The organism is Streptomyces sp. NPDC001568 (assembly GCF_042893755.1).
Classification (GTDB): domain Bacteria; phylum Actinomycetota; class Actinomycetes; order Streptomycetales; family Streptomycetaceae; genus Streptomyces.
In genome coordinates, this window is record NZ_JBIAVF010000024.1 from 20,378 (window position 1) to 36,344 (window position 15,967).

General features: G+C 70.0%; 20 protein-coding genes and 1 pseudogene. 8 read left to right on the top strand and 13 right to left on the bottom strand.

The genetic code is table 11. The features are described from left to right. Nucleotides 1-254: 254 nt before the first annotated feature. The 7 genes from ACFY0I_RS34025 (at nt 255) to ACFY0I_RS34055 (ending at nt 5,463) form a co-directional block, all read left to right on the top strand. Nucleotides 255-1,253: a hypothetical protein gene (locus ACFY0I_RS34025; protein WP_388903052.1), complete on the top strand. Its 999-nt coding sequence runs from the start codon at nt 255-257 to the stop codon at nt 1,251-1,253. Between the two features lie 155 nt (nt 1,254-1,408). After that, the gene (locus ACFY0I_RS34030; protein ID WP_388903054.1) at nt 1,409-1,789 is read left to right on the top strand and encodes a hypothetical protein; all 381 of its coding nucleotides are present in this window, start codon (nt 1,409-1,411) and stop codon (nt 1,787-1,789) included. Further along, nucleotides 1,786-2,565, top strand: a complete 780-nt coding sequence (locus tag ACFY0I_RS34035; protein WP_388903056.1) for a hypothetical protein — start codon at nt 1,786-1,788, stop codon at nt 2,563-2,565. The genes ACFY0I_RS34030 and ACFY0I_RS34035 overlap by 4 nt, the downstream gene beginning before the upstream one ends. 177 nt (nt 2,566-2,742) lie before the next feature. Next, nucleotides 2,743-3,150, top strand: coding sequence for a hypothetical protein (locus ACFY0I_RS34040; protein ID WP_388903058.1), 408 nt, complete (start codon nt 2,743-2,745; stop codon nt 3,148-3,150). A gap of 650 nt (nt 3,151-3,800) precedes the next feature. Then, nucleotides 3,801-4,061: a DUF6211 family protein gene (locus ACFY0I_RS34045; RefSeq protein WP_388903060.1), complete on the top strand. Its 261-nt coding sequence runs from the start codon at nt 3,801-3,803 to the stop codon at nt 4,059-4,061. 17 nt (nt 4,062-4,078) lie between these two features. After that, the gene (locus ACFY0I_RS34050; RefSeq protein ID WP_388903062.1) at nt 4,079-4,711 is read left to right on the top strand and encodes a hypothetical protein; all 633 of its coding nucleotides are present in this window, start codon (nt 4,079-4,081) and stop codon (nt 4,709-4,711) included. 242 nt (nt 4,712-4,953) lie between these two features. After that, entirely contained in the window at nt 4,954-5,463 is a 510-nt protein-coding gene (locus ACFY0I_RS34055; RefSeq protein WP_388903064.1) for a hypothetical protein, read from the top strand. A 543-nt stretch (nt 5,464-6,006) separates the two neighbouring features. Here the strand turns inward: ACFY0I_RS34055 and ACFY0I_RS34060 are convergent. The 5 genes and pseudogenes from ACFY0I_RS34060 to ACFY0I_RS34080 form a co-directional block, all read right to left on the bottom strand. Next, complete coding sequence (locus tag ACFY0I_RS34060) at nt 6,007-6,153, bottom strand: hypothetical protein (protein WP_388903067.1); 147 nt, start codon at nt 6,151-6,153, stop codon at nt 6,007-6,009. A gap of 578 nt (nt 6,154-6,731) precedes the next feature. Next, nucleotides 6,732-7,295 carry a GNAT family N-acetyltransferase gene (locus tag ACFY0I_RS34065; protein WP_388903069.1) on the bottom strand — a complete coding sequence of 188 codons (564 nt, stop codon included), beginning with the start codon at nt 7,293-7,295 and terminating at the stop codon, nt 6,732-6,734. A 100-nt stretch (nt 7,296-7,395) separates the two neighbouring features. Continuing rightward, nucleotides 7,396-7,623: pseudogene (locus ACFY0I_RS34070) on the bottom strand (lasso peptide biosynthesis B2 protein); the annotation flags it as partial. Nucleotides 7,624-7,760: 137 nt separating this feature from the next. Then, nucleotides 7,761-8,393 (bottom strand): hypothetical protein, encoded by a 633-nt coding sequence (locus ACFY0I_RS34075; RefSeq protein ID WP_388903071.1) that lies wholly within the window; start codon nt 8,391-8,393, stop codon nt 7,761-7,763. 78 nt (nt 8,394-8,471) lie between these two features. Beyond that, nucleotides 8,472-8,981, bottom strand: coding sequence for a hypothetical protein (locus ACFY0I_RS34080; protein ID WP_388903073.1), 510 nt, complete (start codon nt 8,979-8,981; stop codon nt 8,472-8,474). A 47-nt stretch (nt 8,982-9,028) separates the two neighbouring features. Here ACFY0I_RS34080 and ACFY0I_RS34085 point away from each other — a divergent pair, with 47 nt between their 5' ends. After that, nucleotides 9,029-9,544, top strand: a complete 516-nt coding sequence (locus ACFY0I_RS34085) for an NUDIX hydrolase (protein WP_388903075.1) — start codon at nt 9,029-9,031, stop codon at nt 9,542-9,544. A gap of 18 nt (nt 9,545-9,562) precedes the next feature. Here the strand turns inward: ACFY0I_RS34085 and ACFY0I_RS34090 are convergent, their stop codons facing one another. From ACFY0I_RS34090 to ACFY0I_RS34125, 8 genes are read right to left on the bottom strand one after another with little or no spacing between them, the layout of a single operon-like run. Further along, a complete protein-coding gene (locus tag ACFY0I_RS34090) occupies nt 9,563-10,393 on the bottom strand; it encodes a class I SAM-dependent methyltransferase (RefSeq protein WP_388903077.1) in 831 nt (276 codons plus the stop codon). Between the two features lie 56 nt (nt 10,394-10,449). Further along, nucleotides 10,450-11,370: a DUF2797 domain-containing protein gene (locus tag ACFY0I_RS34095; protein ID WP_388903079.1), complete on the bottom strand. Its 921-nt coding sequence runs from the start codon at nt 11,368-11,370 to the stop codon at nt 10,450-10,452. A 24-nt stretch (nt 11,371-11,394) separates the two neighbouring features. Further along, nucleotides 11,395-12,090, bottom strand: coding sequence for a dTMP kinase (locus tag ACFY0I_RS34100; protein ID WP_388903082.1), 696 nt, complete (start codon nt 12,088-12,090; stop codon nt 11,395-11,397). Then, nucleotides 12,087-13,193 (bottom strand): hypothetical protein, encoded by a 1,107-nt coding sequence (locus ACFY0I_RS34105; RefSeq protein ID WP_388903084.1) that lies wholly within the window; start codon nt 13,191-13,193, stop codon nt 12,087-12,089. Before ACFY0I_RS34105 ends, ACFY0I_RS34100 begins: the two co-directional genes overlap by 4 nt. Beyond that, nucleotides 13,190-14,005: a hypothetical protein gene (locus ACFY0I_RS34110; protein ID WP_388903086.1), complete on the bottom strand. Its 816-nt coding sequence runs from the start codon at nt 14,003-14,005 to the stop codon at nt 13,190-13,192. The genes ACFY0I_RS34105 and ACFY0I_RS34110 overlap by 4 nt, the downstream gene beginning before the upstream one ends. After that, nucleotides 14,005-14,643 (bottom strand): GTP cyclohydrolase I, encoded by a 639-nt coding sequence (gene folE / locus ACFY0I_RS34115; RefSeq protein WP_388903088.1) that lies wholly within the window; start codon nt 14,641-14,643, stop codon nt 14,005-14,007. Before folE ends, ACFY0I_RS34110 begins: the two co-directional genes overlap by 1 nt. A gap of 51 nt (nt 14,644-14,694) precedes the next feature. Next, nucleotides 14,695-15,438, bottom strand: coding sequence for a 7-carboxy-7-deazaguanine synthase QueE (locus ACFY0I_RS34120; RefSeq protein ID WP_388903090.1), 744 nt, complete (start codon nt 15,436-15,438; stop codon nt 14,695-14,697). Further along, complete coding sequence (locus ACFY0I_RS34125; protein ID WP_388903092.1) at nt 15,438-15,845, bottom strand: 6-pyruvoyl tetrahydropterin synthase family protein; 408 nt, start codon at nt 15,843-15,845, stop codon at nt 15,438-15,440. The genes ACFY0I_RS34120 and ACFY0I_RS34125 overlap by 1 nt, the downstream gene beginning before the upstream one ends. Between the last annotated feature and the right edge of the window lie 122 nt (nt 15,846-15,967).

Sequence of the window (15,967 nt, forward strand, 5' to 3'; positions counted from 1 at the left end):
GGGCGTCTCCGCGGCCGCCGCCCGCTTCGCGGGCGGCGGGCCGGCCGTGGCCGGCCGGCCCGAGAAACCCCCGCCGCCCACCGCGATCGTCACCCGCCGGGCCGCACCTCCCCACGAAGCCCGCACCGACGACCAACACCCGGTCGGCGCCCGGTTCGCGCGGCCCCGCGGCCACACCCCCCGGCGATCCGCCCCGGGACCGGCCGCCCCCCTCTACCAGTGGCCAGCGCCACTCACTTCCAGGAGTCATCGACATGAGCCACACCCTTCAGCCGCGCACCGAGCTGTGCGCGATCTCCACCCACGCCCAGGCCCTCGCGCTCCACCCGACCACTCCCGACGGTCGGCGCCCCGCGCTGCTGTCCGTGGCCGACGAGGCCGGTTGGACCGCCCAGCACTGCCACCCCGGTGGCCCGTGGGAGCGCACGAACCTGAAAGTCGTCATGATCCTCGCCGACGCCCACCGCGACGCGGCCGCCGCCGGTCTGCCGCCCCTGGACACCACCGACACCGCCGGCTTCCTTCTCGACAGCGCGGTGACCCACCTGCGGAACTCCCCCTACTGCCGCGCCCAGGCCGTCACCGCCGTCGAGGTCACCGCGCGCCCCTTCGGCCGGAACATCGAGTGGAGCCCCATCACCGACGCTGTCACCCACTACGCCGACGGCACCACCCGCGACACCATCAGCTACCCCGCGACCCAGCTCGGCACCTACCTGCAAGACCTCGCCGCGATCCTCTCCCCCCGCGTCGGCGACAAGCTCACCCTTCACATCGCGCCCGGCCCCTCCCACCTGCCCACCGACTGGACCCCCTTCGACCTGTTGAGCCTGTTCGACCCCGAGCACGCCCCGACCCCGGACCCCGAACCGGACGCCGCCCCCACGCCCGAGGCAGCCGAGCCCGCCGCCATCCAGCCCCCGAAGGCCGCCCCGAAGGCGAGGTGGACGTTCCCCGCCGAGGACGATCACCTGGGGTGGGTGTGGCACCACATCGACCGGACGCACGTCAAGGGCACCGTCACCCGGCTGCACTTCATCAACAACGGCGGCCGGTCCAAGCTCACCGTCCGCATCCTCGACGGCACCCACAAGGGCATGGCGCCCACCCTCAATCGCGCGATCCACGCCGACCTGATCGAGGACGCCCACCGCCTGTTCAAGGCCAAGCACGGCGCCCGCCGCAACTGGCCCGTCCACACCCTGCTGGAGCGCCCCGCGCACGACAGCACCGCCACCGCCGACCAGAGCTGAGCCCCCTACCCGGGGGTGCGGGACGACACCGCGCCCCCGGCCGGGGCCGCGCACCCCCGGTCCCACCGCGGCGCCGGCACCGCCCCTGTCCGCGCAAGTCCCGCCCCGGTACCTGCCCCCGCGCCCACCCATCCCTCACCTGTCAGGAGTTCGTCATGCCCCGCACCCCCTTCCAGCCCGCCACCTATCGACTCATCCCCGGCCCCGACGGTTCGACCGTCGCCCAGGTCATCCACGGAACCCACATCGACGGCGAGACCCTCGCCGCCCGGCTCTACGACTACTACGTCCACCGCCAGGACGAGGGCGACGAACTGCCCACCGACCTCACCATCGACACCGTTCTGCACCACCTGGGCAAGCAGTCGACCATCTGCGTCGAGGGATGGCACCAGTCCATCAACGAACCCGGCGACGAGGCCGCCGAGATCACGTGGAAGTGGGCCCGCGCCCAGGTCGAACGACTCTTCCCCGAGCTGTCGTGGACGGTCGACCCCGACCAGCGGCACGCCATGACGTGGGAGCACCGAGGATGAGCGGCGACACGGCGCCCCGGCCGGACGGCGTCGCCGGGAACGTCCGCGTGCGTCATGTCGTCCAGTTCAGTGGGGGCGTCGGCTCCGCGCTCGCCGCCGTCCGTGTCGTGGAGCGGCACGGGCCACGGGACATGACGCTTTTGATCGCGGACACCAAGGTCGAGGACCCCGACCTGTGGCGGTTCAGCCGGGAATTCTCCGACCTGATCCAGGTGCCCCTCACGATCGTCGCCGACGGCCGGACCCCCTGGCAGCTTTTCCACGACGTGCGTTTTCTTGGCAATGACCGTCTCGCGCCGTGCACCCGCCACTTGAAGCAGATCCCGTGCCGCCGGTGGATGGAGGAGAACGCCCCGCCCGAATCGACGGTCGCGTACGTCGGGATCGAGCCCACCAAGAAGGACCGACCCCGCGCCACGGCCATCACCCGCAACTGGGCGCCCTGGACGGTGGAGTACCCGCTCCTGGACGGCCCCGACCGCACCAAGGCCGACCTACTGACCGAACTGCGCTCCCTGGGCATCCGACCCCCACGCCTCTACGAGCTCGGCTTCGAACACAACAACTGCGGGGGCGGTTGCGTCAGGGCCGGCCAGCGCCAGTGGCGGCGACTCCTCGACGTCTTCCCCGAGCGCTACCACCAGGCCGAACAGGCAGAGGAAGCGTTCCGCGAACGCGTCCAGAAGGACGTATCGATCCTCAAACGCCAACGCGACCGGACCACCACTCCCCTGACCCTGCGTGCGCTCCGCATCGAGGAGGAGAACGCCGGCTGATGAGGGCCGGGGCGTGCCGGGTCACCCTCGGCAGGCCCGGCCACCACAGTGACCAGTCCGCCCGACGGTCCCCGCCGGCCGTATCGAAGTCCACGCGCTGCGCCCCGGCAGGTCCCGCTCAGACGTGGCACCGCCCCCGCGGCCCGTTCGAAGCCCACCACGCGAGGAGACCCCCCGATGATCACCCATCAGCACGTCGGTACCGATTCCGCCGGAACCCCGCTCGTCACCGGCCCCCGGCCCGAGGACGACGAGTTCGAGGCCCTGCCCGAAGGCACCGACCTGGACGCGGCCCGCATGGTGCGCGCCCACGAAGTACGCGACGGTGACCTGATCCTGGCCCACTTCCCCGAATCGGAACCCGGCACCCCCCGCGAAGCCGACTACTTCACCACCGCCTACCCCGCCCGCCTCGGCCACCCCTGCGGTGAACGCCACCAGTGCCACACCGACCAGTACGAGATCGGGGACACCCCCGACCACCAGGTCCGCTACGCCGTCCTGGACTTCACCCCGGGCGACGGATGCGACATCTGGCTCCGCAACGAACCCATCCTGATCATCCCGGCCACCGTCACCCCCTGACCCACCCCGCCGGGCGGCGGATGACACCGCCGCCCCGGTCCCGCTCGAATCCCGGCGCACCCATCCCCACGCAGCCGGCCGGCCCCGTCGACCGAGAGCATCACCGAGCTGCCGTCGAACCCCGCCCCCGGAGGTCCCTCTCCCCCTCTCCGGCGCCCGTGAAGCGAGGAACGCGACGGCGGGCCGTGCGACTCACCCCCGTCGCGAACCCGAGGCCCCGCGAAGGGCCCGCAACCGTCACCCACCCGCTGCTCACCGCGCCGCGCGCGCCACCATCCGGCCGCAGCGTCACACTCACCACCGTCCCCGACCCACACGCGCCCGACCGGGGCCTCCACCGCCCTGGGCTCAGCCGTACCCGCCCCGCCGGCCCACGACGAGCCGCGCCGCGCGCTCGACGAACGGCGAACCACTGGTAAAATTACTCCTACGGTGGTTCAATAAACCTCGCCTCGGGGAGGAAAACCCCCGGCGGGAACGACGACCACCGACCACACCAGGACACCCGAAAAAGGCGCGGCCGCCAAGGGAGAACCCCGGCGGCCGCGGCCAGAACGTAGATCGCCCGGCGGCGCAATGGGCAAAAGGCCGCCGGGCGGGAGTCCCCTTCACACTGAGCAGCCTCACGGCCCCACAGAAGGAACACCCCCATGGTAGACCCCGTCCCGACCGACCTGCCACGCCCCTACGACCACGTCCACCTGCACCCCGACAACCGGCTCGGCGCGGACCCCGCCACCCCGTACCTCGTCGTCGACGTCCTCGACACCGAACCCCCGACCATCGAGCTGTGGCACCTCGCCGACCACCCCGACCACCAGGACTGGGCCGGCACCGCCTCCCTCGCCGACATCGCGCTCGTCGTCCGCGTCACCACCGGCGACACCCGCACCTGGACCCCCAGCAAGTAACCCAACCGGAGGCCACCATGACCGAAACTCCCGAACCGCGCCGTATGACCCGCGCCGAACTTGCCGCCGCCCACGGACTGCACGTCGGCACCCTCGCCCGCTGGTACGCCAAGCGCGACAGCAACGGCCACCCCCTCGGCCGGCGCAACGGCAAGAACCTCGAATGGGACGCGGCGGAATGGGCGGAATGGCACCGCCGCGAACACCAGCAGGACCCCAACCTCGTCAACGTGACCGAGTTCATGAAGATCCTCGGCCACAAGGACCACGCATGGGTCAGCAAGGCCGCCAACGTCCCCCCGCCCGGGTTCCCCGAACCCGTCGAATGGGACGACCCCGAAAACCGCCGCGGCCCCAAATGGCGCCGCTCCGAAGCCCAGGCCTTCGCCGACAACCGAGAGGAACGCACCGCACCCCCCGGCGCCGGCCGACGCGCGGGATCCCGAGCCGGCACCCGCTACGCCAACGACGAACGCCTCACCGCGGCCCTCAAAAGCCTCACCGACCACCCCGACGACCGCCTCGCCCGCCACATCGAGCGACTCCACCAACTCCTCCCCGGCACCTCCCCCAGCGGCTGGACCCAAATCCTCAAAGCCGCCCGCGACCAGATCGCCGAAGCCCAGGCCGAACCTCACCAGCAGGCCTGACCCAGGTGGGCCACGTTGTCCCCGCCGCCGGAACTGGATCGCGACCCCGCGATGCTGTTGAGTCAGCAGGTCAAGTTGTCTACGGATTTCAGGGGTTGACGGTGTTCAGGACGGTACGGGGACTCGCGGGTGGAGCAGCGTTGATAGTGGCGCTGACGGCGTGCGTAAGTGAGGGTGACGACGGGACGGGTGCTGTCGGGGGCGCCGGGGAAGCGGGTGGCAAGGCAAAAGCTCCGGTGGTCGTGACCGAGGACATGATCCGCACGGCCCTCATCAGCAAGGCGGCAGCGCCGCAGGGCTGGAAGCAGACGGGCAGCGTCCAGTTCTATGAGGGCGGCGACAGTCTGCGGGCGTGCGAGGAGCACACGTCGACGAACTGCGGCGGCTTCGTCTCCGTCGGGTCGAGCGCTATTGGCCTCGAAGGGGGCGGGTTTGACGGATCGTCCATCCGGTTCAGCATCGTGTCGTTCAGGTCCGTGGATGATGCGAAGGCAGGGCTGAAGGGCATGTCAGCCGAAGCGCGGCGCAAGGCAGGGGCTGAGGCGAAGCCTCTGAAGATCTCGGCGGGAGCGGACGAGACCGACGCCTTCACGGGTCCGCACACAGAAGTCATGATGCGCGTCGGAAGCGCCCTGATCCGACTGGAGAGCGGGAACCTGAAGGAGAACCAGCCCCAGCCCTACAGCGAATTCGCCAAGCTCCAGGTCGATCGCCTCAACAAGACGATCGAGGGGAAGAACCCCGACGCCTGAGGCCGGCACCCATTCGAGGGGGGGGAAGGAGGGCCGTTGCCGCCCCGGCGACGGCCCTCCGCCATGCGCCCATCCGTACCGCGGCGCACCCGTACACCGGTGTCGCACAGCGGCCAGAGGGGCGACCCGCAGTCCGGGTTACCCGACCGGTCGGGTCCGCTCCGCCGTGCGCAGCGCGTGGACCAGCGTCCACGCCGGATCGTCGGAGTCGAGGTCCTCGGGGTCGGCTTCGTTCATGAAGGCGTCGGGGTCGTACAGCTGCCGAGCGGGCCGCAGAGGATCTGAACGTCACCCGGTCGACACCGACACCGCAGAGCCCTGCGACCAGTCGACAATCACTCGGGGCAGGACCTCAGGCCTGAGGCCTGAAGCCCGAGGCGAACCCGCCGCGCTTGTAGAGCTTTAAGAGTCGTGGGAAAGTGGCATCCGTCCGATGACGCGTAAAACTTGACGCGGAGCCGGACAACGACGAAGGCCCCCCCGGACTGCGAATCTAAGAGGGGCCTCGCCGTTCGTACTAGCTGCCGTCGGCACCTTGGTGGGTTACCACCAGGGGCCGGTGGCCTGCTGGGCATAGTCCCAGAAGCGCCACGACCAGTAGCCAGCCTTCGCGAGCGCCGCCACCATCATCGGAATGATGAGGAACGCCCAGGCCCACCACGGGTACGGCGGGCGGAAGAAGTGCCACATGGGCACCTCCTTCACGGAGCACTTTCCGTAGCTCCTCCTCGGGCACGGCCGTTATCCGGCCGTACGCGTAACGGTCGGCACGCGTACCCGAGTTCGGAGAGTCCCGGAGGACTCCCGCCGGGATGAATCGAATCACATCCGCCGGCGCTGCGGCAGTTGACGGAGTCAAGGCCTTCCACCTGCTCAGGGCTTTGGGAGCCGCACATCGTGCAGCAACCGATCAGCACTCGGACGGCCGGGACGCTGCTGCACTGTCTCATGGCGAAATAGGACAAACTCGCGCGGCCGGGGCGGTGACCAGCAGCTGGCCAGGCGGTGACCAGCGGCGACGAGATCGGCGTCATTCACGTGATCAACACCACCATGCGAATGGTGCCGATCTTCACCATGACCATGGTGGAGATCGGCACCAGGGGGTTCGAACCCCAAAAAATGGCCGATTTACGGCTGTGGCGAAAAGTCGCCGAAAGGCACGGGTTCGCTGCGCCGGCCGTGGTCTGTCCACGGCCGGAATACCTGGACGCACATGGAGGCCCCCGGTTTCTCGTGGAACCGGGGGCCGGTGATATTCCAGCGGGTCAGGCCGGCCGCGGGGTGAGGGCGGAGGGGCCGGTGAAGTCCTCGGGGAGGGCGTCCATGAGCAGTTCGTCCACGGGTCGGCCGAGCCAGAACCCGGACTGTCGCATGCGGCCCGACTCCTGAAATCCCGCTTTCCGGTACGCGGTGATACCGGCCGTGTTGGGTTCGAGAACCTTCAGCCAGACCATGCGCAGCGCGCCGAGGTGGAAGGCCCAGTCGAGGGTGAGGTGGGTGGCTTCGGTGGCGTAGCCGTTCCCGCGTGCTTCGGGTGCCAGAACGATGATGAACTCGGCTGTGCGCACGTAGGTGTTCACGATCAGGGTGGTGATGCCGATGGGTGTCTCGCCGTCGAGTCGCACGACCTCGAACTGCGGGTAGTTGTGGTTCGCGCGTTGTCCGGCCCATCCGGCCTCGCGGGTCTCCCACGCCTGCGGGAACTGGTTGCCGTATCCCAGGAGCGTGCCCGGATCGTTCTCCCAACGGTGGTACTCAGCGAGCATGTCGCGGCGGGCATGGCCCAGGCCGAGCCGGCGTCCGCGCAGCAGCACCTGCGGTTCACTCATCAGGTCCTCCATTGCGGCCCCGGCGAGCGGGGCCCGGTCCATCGGGTGTGTGGGTCACGACGCACAGGGAGATGTCCTCGGGTTCCCCGACCGGCCGCCCCTACCGGTCAACGATCCATGCGTGCAGGCGCACCGGGTCCCCGGCCACCCCGTGCCGCCGCTCGCCCCTGACTCCCGTCGCGGCGAGCAGCAGGGCGGCGGCCGCCGACTGTTCCAGGCAAGCCCAGCGGGCGGGCATCATCCGTAATGCCGCGCGCACCGCCGCCCGCGTGCCTCGCCCGCCGGGGGAAGTGCCCGCCCGACACAGCCGAGGCGCGTCAGGCGGTGGCTCTGCCCGCCGGTGGCGCCGCGGCGGACACGGCGGCCGTCGCGAGGAGTCCGGTCAGGGCCCGGCCGCCACGCCGGCGGGACCACGGACGCCGGCCCAGGGCCGCCGCCAGTGGAATCGTCGACTGGCCCGGACTGTTACACCTCCTCAGCTGCTGTTGGACACCCCAACTGCGGAGCAGCCGTGACGGCATCGCGAAGAAAGGTGCGCTTGGAGTAGAAGGTGCGTTCCTTCGTCAGGCCACGTGCGGATAGGTAGGAGAGCAGCCAGGTGTCGATGCGTGCCATCTCGGTGAGCATCCCGGCCGCGTCGCTGTCCAGGAGACTGCGGGACCGCCTGTACTCCAGCTCGCATTGGGAGAGCACGATCTTGGGAGCGGCCAGGAGCGAGCAGCGGTCGAGGAAGATGCCGTAGACGTGGCCGGTCCTCATGGATTCGCACTGGATGTCGTATCGGACTCGGCGAAAGGGAGGTAGTGCCCTCACGTGAAGTTTCAGTTCCGAGCGCAGGTACTCGCCGAATGTGGCAGGCGTGACGTCCATGTCGGTGAACAGCTCCTCGCGGCGGGCGAAGGCGTCGCGTTCGAACCACTTTCGTTTCAGGACGAACCCGCCGTCGGCCCGGGGGATGAAGGAGGCGTAGCCGATCTCCTCCCTGGGCCCGAGCACGTCGAACATGTGGTTCTCGATGGCGTGGATCTGGAATTCCTCCCGGTACTCGGGTCGGCAGCCGGGCAGTTCGCCTGCGCGCAGCGCCTTGAGGAGTTCCATGGACGTCGCCCAGATGTCGGGGGCCGGGTCCAGGTTGTATTTGACTTCCAGTTCGGTTCCCGCGTTGAGGGTGCGGAACTATCGCAGGTGGTTGTCCAGCTGTGGCGCCGACTTCGCGCGTTCTGCCATGGCGGGTTCCAGCCAGGTCAGAGCGTCTGCGGGACCGTGGCCGATCGGTTCGGGGGTGATGCGGATGAAGCAGGCGTCTTCGGCGTAGAAGCGGACCTGCGCGTAGGTGTGGAACCCGCCTGTGGGGTCTTCGGCGAGGTAGAACATGGGGACGAGTCCTGGGGCGGCCGCGGCGCCGACCAGTGCGCCGAGCGTCGGGCCGGCGATGGCGTCGGGGAACAGTTCGCCGCCCTCGATCCGGGTTTCGCCCAGGGGGATGCCCCGGGTCGTCAGCGCGGTGGCGGGGCAGGTGCCGAGGAAGGCCCAGCGCACGATCACGGTCGTCGTTGGAAAGCTGACCTCCTGGGCTGTCACTCGGATCAGCACGATCGGGTCGCCGTCCTGGCGGGGCGCGGTTCGGTTGAGGAGGTGGATTCCGCCGAGAACGATCCAGGCGGTCCGTGTCGTGTCGTCTGGCATGGGTGATGAGTCCTTTCGGAGGTGTGGTGCGGCATAGGGTGAGTGGGGTGATCGAAGAGATGACCCTGGAAGCGGCGCTCGCCGATGCCCACCTGGCGGTGCGGGAGTACGACGACGCCCTGTCGTGGCTGGATCGGGCTCGTCAGGGGCCGATGGCGCCGCTGTCGGCCGAGGTGTGGGTGACCGATCCGAGCCACCGCCACGTCCTGCTGGTCAAGCACCGGGTGCGGGGGTGGGTGCCGCCCGGCGGCAAGGTCGAGGCGGGCGAGACCCCGCGGCAGGCCGCGGTGCGGGAGCTCGGTGAGGAAACCGGCCTGCGGGGCAAGTTGCTTGCCCGTCCGGCGGCCGTGGCCGTCCGCTCCTACCGGGCGGACTGGTCCGCGACACTGGGGTTGTCGTACGCCGCCGTGATCGATTCGGAACTGCCGCTCGGCGGCGAGAGCGGTCAGCCGCCCCGCTGGTTCCCCCTGGGCGAAGAGTGGGAGAGCGCCTTTCCCGCCGACCGTGAACGCATTCGCGCACATGTACGTCTACTGGCGGGCCGCGAGTCGGTCGCGCGCTGAGCGGCCGGTCCCCGGGGTCTATGCCGGTTGCCGGGCGACGACGGTGAGCCAGCTCGTCACGGTGAGGGCCTGCGGAGTCGTCAGCGCGTAGGCCTTGGCCAGGATGGTCATGCGCTGGGCGTGGGTGAAGTCCCCTTCGGGTCGGGCGAACACGGGGATCGACAACCACGCCCTCTTCTCGGCCATGGTGCCGTGCTGCGCGACGACTTCGGACTCGACCAGGTCCAGCCCGGCGGCCACCAGGTGGGCGCCGACCTTCTCCAGCGGCAGCTTCGGGGGCTTCGCCGCCGCGGCCGGGGTGTGCCCGTGGTCGCGGGCCGCGATCTGGTGGATCAGGCGGTTCAGGGAGAGCCCCGGGTGGGCGTCGTCCTCGTCGGCGTGACGAACTCCGGCGAAGCCTCCACCGATGTTGAAGACGAAGAACCCGCCGGGGCGCAGCACGCGGGCCACGGCGGTGAACACGCGGGGCACGTCGGTCTTCCAGATCGCCGAGTTGCAGACGACGGCGTCGACGCCCCCGGTCGGCGCCAACAGGGCCAGGTCTTCGGCCGGGGCTGTGATCCAGCCGAGGCGCGGGTCGGTGAGGGTTCGGCGCCCGGCGCGCTGCATGGCGGCGGAGCTGTCCAGGGAGAGGACCCGGCAGTGGGGCGGGGCGAGGGCGAGGATCGCTTCCGCGGTGGCGCCGGCCCCGCCGCACAGGTCGATGACCAGGTGGCTGTCGGCGAGGTGGGCGCGGCGCGCGAGGTCGCGGCTGGTGGCGCCGTAGAGGGGGAAGTCGCGGCAGTAGGCGGCGTAGGCCTCTGCGGTGGTGTCCTCGTCCCAGCCGAGGACGGCGTCATGGGGTGCCATCAGGGGATACCTCGCTTCGAGGAAGAGGGGGCGGGCTCGATGGGGCCTTGAGGGGTTCAGAACAGGGAGGCCTGGACGGCCGTGCCCGGGGAGGCGAACGGGCCCAGGGTGATACGACATCCCTTGAGTGTTCCGAGGTCGAGGAGGTACCCGGCTTCGTTCTCGTCGTCCAGGAGGGCCAGGACCTGGGAGCCGAGACATGCCACGGGGGTGATGCCATGTTCTCCCTCGCGCGGGTCGTGCGGGTACAGGGCCCGTTCGGTGTCCACGGTGCGCAGGCGGTCACCTTCTGCGGGGGGTGTCCACTCCTCGGGCGCCGCCGGCACGTCCAGGTCTGCCAACGCCGCGACGGCGCGGGCGACATCCGCCTCGTGGCCGGCGCGGACGGCTCGCGGATCTCGGAGTTCGGCCAGGGCCCGCAGCTTGGCCGCGGCGCGGACCGTTTGTGTCATGCCCAGCCGGCGCGTCAGGGCGTCTTCGAGGTGGCGCACCGTGCGGCCGTCGGCACCTTTGACCAGGTAGGTCGCGAAGAGGGTGCCCTGCTCGTCGAGGCGGGAGCGCCTGCGGGGTTCGGCGGCGGTGCCGACCTTGGTGGTGCCGTCGGCGAAGGTGGCCAGGTAGAGCCAATGCGGCTGCGCCATGTACGTGATCAGGGCGTTCGTGGCGTGGGCGCCCTGGTGGAATTGATGGGCGAAGCGGAAGTCGTCCCGGCTCGTGCACGGGCCGCACTGGCCGCCCTGCTCGGCGCGGGCCCGGTCGGGGCAGGCGACGGCCTCGACGTTGACGGTGTTGGCGAACCGGTAGCGGCCGGTGCACCATCGGCCGCCACCGACCTGATAGCCGAGGCTGTGGTGCAGGACCTCGGTGTAGGTCAGTGGCCCGCCGGGGAGCGGGGCGAGGAGCAGCCGGGGGTCTCCGGTTGCCCAGGTGACGCCGTGGCATACGTACGCGCCGTCGGTCGGTCGGGTCACTGACATGGTGTGTTCCTTGGGAGCTCGGGGTCAGAGAGGCAGGTGCAGGAGGTCGGTCACGGCGCGGGCCGCGGTCTTGAAGACGGCGTCCCGGTCCAAGACGGTGACGTCGATGGACGTCCAGCCGTCGCGTTTTTCCTGGACGCGCAGTCGGTCCAGGACGGTGTTCTGGTAGCGGATGAAGTCCTCGTCGCCGCTGCCGGAGTGGCCGGTCTCCAGGGAGGTGAACGAGCCTTTGCGGCGGAGGGCTTCGCGGGCGCCGATCCGCAGGAAGAACACCAGGTCGGGCTCGGTAAGGTGCTCGAAGACCTGTTCGGCCAGCAGGGGGTTGACGTCCGGGTTGACGGCGTACCGGGCGAGGATCTTGTGGTGGGCGTTGTCGAGGATCACGTGGGTCCCGGCGGCGAGGGCGGGCTTGATCACCAGCTGGTCCTGGAGGGTGTACCAAGCGGCCAGGGCAAGCAGCCAGTAGTGATCCCCGCAGGCCTGTGCGACTCGGGCGTCCCGACGGTAGACGAGCGCGTTGAGGCGGTCGACGTAGGCGGACAGTTCCGCGTCCATGGGGACGGTCGTGGAGTGCTTGCCGATCAGGATCGTCGGGTGTCCGGCCGTGTTGAGGGCCTCGTGCAGGCGAGCGGCGAGCGTCGACTTCCCGGCCCCGTCGATCCCGGTGACCGTGATTTCCCGGCCCCGGGAGGGTGCGGCGGATTGGTGGGCGACCGTCATGGTCGGTTCCTCCCTGAGGGACGGGTCGGGCGGGCGGCCAGACGGTCCGCGATGATGTGTCGGATCCGGTCGACCAGGTCCGCGCGGCGCCTCACGACGTCGCCGTGCCGTTCATTGGACAGGTCGGCGGGGTAGTGGCGGGCCAAATTGTTGGAAATGACGTGCAGGTAGCCGAATCCGATTCCGGCTCGATGCGCGGCCGCGCCCATGGGGCCGATCTCGGGGTCGACGAAGGCGTGCTCGGAGTGCTTGGTCAGCCAGTCGCGATCCTCCAGGAGGACCGACGGTGAGGTGACGTGGACGCCGGTGCGCACACCGGGTTGGGCGGCGGCGTAGTCGCCGAAGAAGTCGTTCCAGGTGACGAGCGTGCCGTCGATCAGGCTTTCGCGGCCGGTGGCAAGCCACGTATTGGGTTCGATGTCCGGGGCGAGGGCGCCGACCTTGCCGACGTAGACGACATCGCCGGCGCCGAGTTCGGCCAGGCGGTCGACGACCAGGCCGGCGACGTCGCCCCAGATGCTGTGGAGGAAGCCGAGGTAGACCACCCTGCGGCCGTGGACCGTGGCCCGCTGCCAGGCGTAGCCGGGTCCTCGGGTCCACACCCCGTCGGCAGGGGCGAGGTGGGTCAGGCCCCAGCCGACGACGACCAGGTCCCCGTCCAGGTCCAGGTCCAGGCGGCGTACCGCGCGCCGGCTGTCGGCCGGTGGGGGCGGCCGGTAGGTGACGGTGTCGGCCGGGCGGCCGGTCATGGCCAGATAGGTGGCGATGATCAGCCCGTAGTGCCGCACGTAGTCGACGCCGGGGAACGTCTTGACCACCAGCCGGCGGTCGTGGCCCCCGGCTGCGGGCCGCTCGGTGTGGACCTCGGCGGTGGGTCGCTCGGTGTTGAAGAGCTTGCCGGTCTTCTCGTGCCGTGAGATGACGGCCGTGCGGTCGTAGTCCCCGACGACACCAACGCTGTCCCAGGGGTGTTCCTGGATGAGGTGATGGACCTTGATCCGGAGGTAGCGCAGGAGACTGTCCGGGCCCATCGTGTGGCCGTCGATATCGATCGGGTCGGCCCGCAGGACCGTGCCCTCGGGCGCGCCACGGTGGAGGGTCATCCGCCGGCCCCCAGGATGCGGACGCCGCTGCCCGCCGCCTCGCGGACGACGGCGATGTTCGAGCGGATCAGGTCGAACCGGCTCTCGGGGATGGTGCCGAGGTTCTCGATGCGGGGCGTGCTGGGCTTCTCGTACGGGCCGCCGGGCAGCATGGCGATGCCCATCGCTCCGAGGATGACCGGCGCCGCCCCGTCCACTGACGCGATCCACTCGTGCTCGCGCTGCTCGACAAGCTCCAGGTGACCGGTGCGCCCCAGCCCGAGCAGCCGGTAGACGATGCGGTCATCGACCAGGCCGCGCTCCTCCAGGTAGAGGGTGGCCGCCCACCGTGTACGGCACAGCTGGTCGAGCGGCGCGGGCCGTCGGGAGGCCGGTAGGGCGATGGCGCCGACGTAGTCGCTGGAGAGGAGAGTGTCGTACGTGCGCTTCCACTCCTCGTCGCTCCCCGCGTGCAGGACCGCGCACAGCCGGAAGTCGTCCCCGGCGAGCTCGCGGATTTCGCGGGCGGCCCGCTCGCTCGCCGTGATCGTTGCGGGGCCGTCCCGCATGACGTCCGGCAGGATGATCTCCTGCGCCTTGACCGCCTGAGCCGCCTTGACGAGATCGACCGTGGGCAGGGCGTGTCCGAGGTCGAAGACTCCGTTGTCCACGATGATCTCCGCGCCCCGTTCCGCCTCGCGGCGGAAGAAGTCCCGGTAGGTCTCGTTCGACAGGACGTGCTGCGCGGCAACGTGGTGGACGCGGGCCGGGTCCTGCCCGACGAACGCCTCCAGGTATGCGGACGGCGCGATGGCCGAGAACTCGATGGTCATCACTTCACCCCCCACTGCGCGGAGGCGGACGCCATGAACTGAGCGGCGAGTACTGGGTCGGTCAGGAACCGGCCGCCGGAGTCCACGGTGGTGGTACGGGCCTGCTCCATCCGTACCCCGCGCATGCTCATGCACAGGTGGGTCCCGCGGACGGCGACCGCCACGTCCTTGCTGCCGGTCACGCCGGCCAGCTCCTCGGCGAAGTGCTGCGTGAAGCGCTCCTGCACCTGGAGCCTCGCGGCGAGCCGCTGGGCGATCCGTCCGAACTTGCTCAGGCCGACCACGTCACCGTCCGGCAGGTAGCCGGCCGCCACCTGGAGGCTCATGGGCAGCATGTGGTGCTCGCACAAGGTCCACACGCTCATGTCGCCGACCACGACCAGTTGGCCGGACAGGGTGGGTTCGGGGAAGCAGGTGGCCGTGGCCCCGGGGTCCGGGGAAAGGAACGACTTCCACCAGGACGCCACCCGCAGCGGCGTCTCGGCCAGGCCCTCGCGGTCCGGGTCCTCGCCAAGGGCGACGAGCAGCTCGCGGGTGAGCGCGGCGACGCGCTCGACGTCAACGCGGTCTGAGGATCCAGGCTGCGGCGGGACCGCCGGGCTGTTGCTGTCGACCGGCGTGAACGTGGTGTTCGTCATGGGCTGGGATCTCGCTTCCAGTAGTTGGAGACGGGAGTGCCGGGTAGGTGGTCAGCGTCCGCGGGGATCGGGGAACGCAAGGATGTGAAGCCGGGTGGTGAGGTGCCAGCGGCGGGCCGTGACGGCGTCCGCCAGGACGCGCGTGGTCGCGATCACCGCTTCAGGCGTGGCGCCCTCCGGCATGACCCACACGGGTTCGAGGCCGTACGTGCTGACGAGCTCGGCGATCCGGTCGAGATCCGGCGCCGCGCCGGCGACGAACTTGAACACGGCCCGCCCCGAGGCCACGAAGGCTTGGAGGGCGGCCGGCCTGATGCTCTTCTCCTCGGCCACGCCGAAGCTTGCGAGCTTGGGGGACACGTTGAACTGGACGCCGTAGAGGACCAGTTCTGGAAGCGGGGCGATGGTGCCGTTCGTCTCGAACTCCACCCTCTTGCCGGCTGCGAGCAGGCCCTTGACTAGTGGAATGAGCCTCCGCTGCTGGATGAGCGGCTCGCCGCCGGTGATCACGACCAGTTCGACCGGCGAGGACGTGGCCCAGGCCAGCAGGTCCGCCACGGTTTGGCTCGTGGACTCCGTGCTGGGGTCGTACCGACTCCAGTCCCATGTCTCCTTCGTGTCGCAGCGGGTGCAGGTGAGGTTGCACTGGGACAGGCGGATGAACAGGGAGGGGTGCCCGCAACTGGGGCCTTCGCCCTGAAAGGTGGGCTGCTCGATGCCGAAGCGCTCGGCGATGATGAGTCGCACGTCGTCGCCCGCGGCGCCGGGCGGCAGCGGTACCGCTGCGAGAGGCATCAGACTTCCGCCAGGTCGAAGCGTGCCCAGCTTCGCGCGGTCTCGCGGACGCGGACGGCCACGAGCTTGCCGGCGATGCCCGGCTGGACGTTCTGTACGAACCAGCCGGCCAGGAACTGGGCCAGAAGTTCGGAGGTCGGCTCGAAGGGGAGGAGCTGGTGGAGGTTCTCGTGATCAAGCTCGGAGTCCAGGAACGCCTTGAAGGGGGCGAGGTCTGCGAAGTCCGTCACGAAGCCGGGTCCGTCCAGGGAGGAACCGGTGAGGATGACCTCCACCTGGTAGCTGTGCCCGTGCTGGCGGTTGCACTTGTGGTCGGTCGGGAGACTGGGCAGCCGGTGGCCGGCCTCGAAGTCGAAGGTCTTGCCGATGGTGAAGGTGCCGGGCGGAACGGGCACGGAGATGATCATTGAACCTCCTGGTTCGGTAACTCGTGCGATCGGAGAACACTGCGCGTGGGCAGTGGCGGAAGGCGTTCGGATCTGGCCCGCTCTCGACCGGACTGTCGTGGGGCATCGGTCAGGAGTGGGGG

Excerpts from the sequence above, each read along its gene's own strand:
- ACFY0I_RS34025 (WP_388903052.1), top strand. The coding sequence starts at position 255 with ATGAGCCACACCCTTCAGCCGCGCACCGAGCTGTGCGCGATCTCCACC.
- ACFY0I_RS34030 (WP_388903054.1), top strand. The coding sequence starts at position 1,409 with ATGCCCCGCACCCCCTTCCAGCCCGCCACCTATCGACTCATCCCCGGC.
- ACFY0I_RS34035 (WP_388903056.1), top strand. The coding sequence starts at position 1,786 with ATGAGCGGCGACACGGCGCCCCGGCCGGACGGCGTCGCCGGGAACGTC.
- ACFY0I_RS34040 (WP_388903058.1), top strand. The coding sequence starts at position 2,743 with ATGATCACCCATCAGCACGTCGGTACCGATTCCGCCGGAACCCCGCTC.
- ACFY0I_RS34045 (WP_388903060.1), top strand. The coding sequence starts at position 3,801 with ATGGTAGACCCCGTCCCGACCGACCTGCCACGCCCCTACGACCACGTC.
- ACFY0I_RS34050 (WP_388903062.1), top strand. The coding sequence starts at position 4,079 with ATGACCGAAACTCCCGAACCGCGCCGTATGACCCGCGCCGAACTTGCC.
- ACFY0I_RS34060 (WP_388903067.1), bottom strand. The coding sequence starts at position 6,153 with ATGTGGCACTTCTTCCGCCCGCCGTACCCGTGGTGGGCCTGGGCGTTC.
- ACFY0I_RS34065 (WP_388903069.1), bottom strand. The coding sequence starts at position 7,295 with ATGAGTGAACCGCAGGTGCTGCTGCGCGGACGCCGGCTCGGCCTGGGC.
- ACFY0I_RS34075 (WP_388903071.1), bottom strand. The coding sequence starts at position 8,393 with ATGGAACTCCTCAAGGCGCTGCGCGCAGGCGAACTGCCCGGCTGCCGA.
- ACFY0I_RS34080 (WP_388903073.1), bottom strand. The coding sequence starts at position 8,981 with ATGCCAGACGACACGACACGGACCGCCTGGATCGTTCTCGGCGGAATC.
- ACFY0I_RS34090 (WP_388903077.1), bottom strand. The coding sequence starts at position 10,393 with ATGGCACCCCATGACGCCGTCCTCGGCTGGGACGAGGACACCACCGCA.
- ACFY0I_RS34095 (WP_388903079.1), bottom strand. The coding sequence starts at position 11,370 with ATGTCAGTGACCCGACCGACCGACGGCGCGTACGTATGCCACGGCGTC.
- ACFY0I_RS34100 (WP_388903082.1), bottom strand. The coding sequence starts at position 12,090 with ATGACGGTCGCCCACCAATCCGCCGCACCCTCCCGGGGCCGGGAAATC.
- ACFY0I_RS34105 (WP_388903084.1), bottom strand. The coding sequence starts at position 13,193 with ATGACCCTCCACCGTGGCGCGCCCGAGGGCACGGTCCTGCGGGCCGAC.
- ACFY0I_RS34110 (WP_388903086.1), bottom strand. The coding sequence starts at position 14,005 with ATGACCATCGAGTTCTCGGCCATCGCGCCGTCCGCATACCTGGAGGCG.
- folE (WP_388903088.1), bottom strand. The coding sequence starts at position 14,643 with ATGACGAACACCACGTTCACGCCGGTCGACAGCAACAGCCCGGCGGTC.
- ACFY0I_RS34120 (WP_388903090.1), bottom strand. The coding sequence starts at position 15,438 with ATGCCTCTCGCAGCGGTACCGCTGCCGCCCGGCGCCGCGGGCGACGAC.
- ACFY0I_RS34125 (WP_388903092.1), bottom strand. The coding sequence starts at position 15,845 with ATGATCATCTCCGTGCCCGTTCCGCCCGGCACCTTCACCATCGGCAAG.